We start from the raw sequence: 1,448 nt of genomic DNA, 5'->3' as shown, positions 1-1,448 counted from the left end.
TGGCAACGGGGTTGTTCGTGGTTTCAGAACCAACACAGTGGACGCGAGCAACTGAGGACAAGCCCTCGGCCTATTAGTACCAGTCACCTCCACACCTTGCGGTGCTTCCAGATCTGGCCTATCAACCCAGTCGTCTACTGGGAGCCTTACCCCATCAAGTGGGTGGGAGTCCTCATCTCGAAGCAGGCTTCCCGCTTAGATGCTTTCAGCGGTTATCCCTCCCGAACGTAGCCAACCAGCCATGCCCTTGGCAGAACAACTGGCACACCAGAGGTTCGTCCGTCCCGGTCCTCTCGTACTAGGGACAGCCCTTCTCAAGACTCCTGCGCGCACAGCGGATAGGGACCGAACTGTCTCACGACGTTCTAAACCCAGCTCGCGTACCGCTTTAATGGGCGAACAGCCCAACCCTTGGGACCGACTCCAGCCCCAGGATGCGACGAGCCGACATCGAGGTGCCAAACCATCCCGTCGATATGGACTCTTGGGGAAGATCAGCCTGTTATCCCCGGGGTACCTTTTATCCGTTGAGCGACGGCGCTTCCACAAGCCACCGCCGGATCACTAGTCCCGACTTTCGTCCCTGCTCGACCCGTCGGTCTCACAGTCAAGCTCCCTTGTGCACTTACACTCAACACCTGATTGCCAACCAGGCTGAGGGAACCTTTGGGCGCCTCCGTTACCCTTTAGGAGGCAACCGCCCCAGTTAAACTACCCATCAGACACTGTCCCTGATCCGGATCACGGACCCAGGTTAGACATCCAGCACGACCAGACTGGTATTTCAACGACGACTCCACCACCACTGGCGTGACAGCTTCAAAGTCTCCCAGCTATCCTACACAAGCCGAACCGAACACCAATATCAAACTGTAGTAAAGGTCCCGGGGTCTTTCCGTCCTGCTGCGCGAAACGAGCATCTTTACTCGTAGTGCAATTTCACCGGGCCTATGGTTGAGACAGTCGAGAAGTCGTTACGCCATTCGTGCAGGTCGGAACTTACCCGACAAGGAATTTCGCTACCTTAGGATGGTTATAGTTACCACCGCCGTTTACTGGCGCTTAAGTTCTCAGCTTCGCCCCACCGAAATGGAGCTAACCGGTCCCCTTAACGTTCCAGCACCGGGCAGGCGTCAGTCCGTATACATCGCCTTACGGCTTCGCACGGACCTGTGTTTTTAGTAAACAGTCGCTTCTCGCTGGTCTCTGCGGCCACCCCCAGCTCACGGAGTAAATCCGATCACCAGGTGTGGCCCCCCTTCTCCCGAAGTTACGGGGGCATTTTGCCGAGTTCCTTAACCATAGTTCACCCGAACGCCTCGGTATTCTCTACCTGACCACCTGAGTCGGTTTAGGGTACGGGCCGCCATGAAACTCGCTAGAGGCTTTTCTCGACAGCATAGGATCATCCACTTCACCACAATCGGCTCGGCATCAGGTCTCAGACT

General features: G+C 56.3%; 1 rRNA gene. It reads right to left on the bottom strand.

Going from position 1 to position 1,448, the window contains the following annotated elements:
- Positions 1–53: 53 nt before the first annotated feature.
- Positions 54–1,448: ribosomal RNA gene (locus tag ACZ562_RS38340) — 23S ribosomal RNA — on the bottom strand; the annotation flags it as partial.

Source organism: Streptomyces sp. NPDC040410 (genome assembly GCF_055595715.1).
The sequence above is the reverse complement of the archived record's forward strand: the minus strand, read 5'-3'. Positions and strand labels throughout refer to the sequence as shown.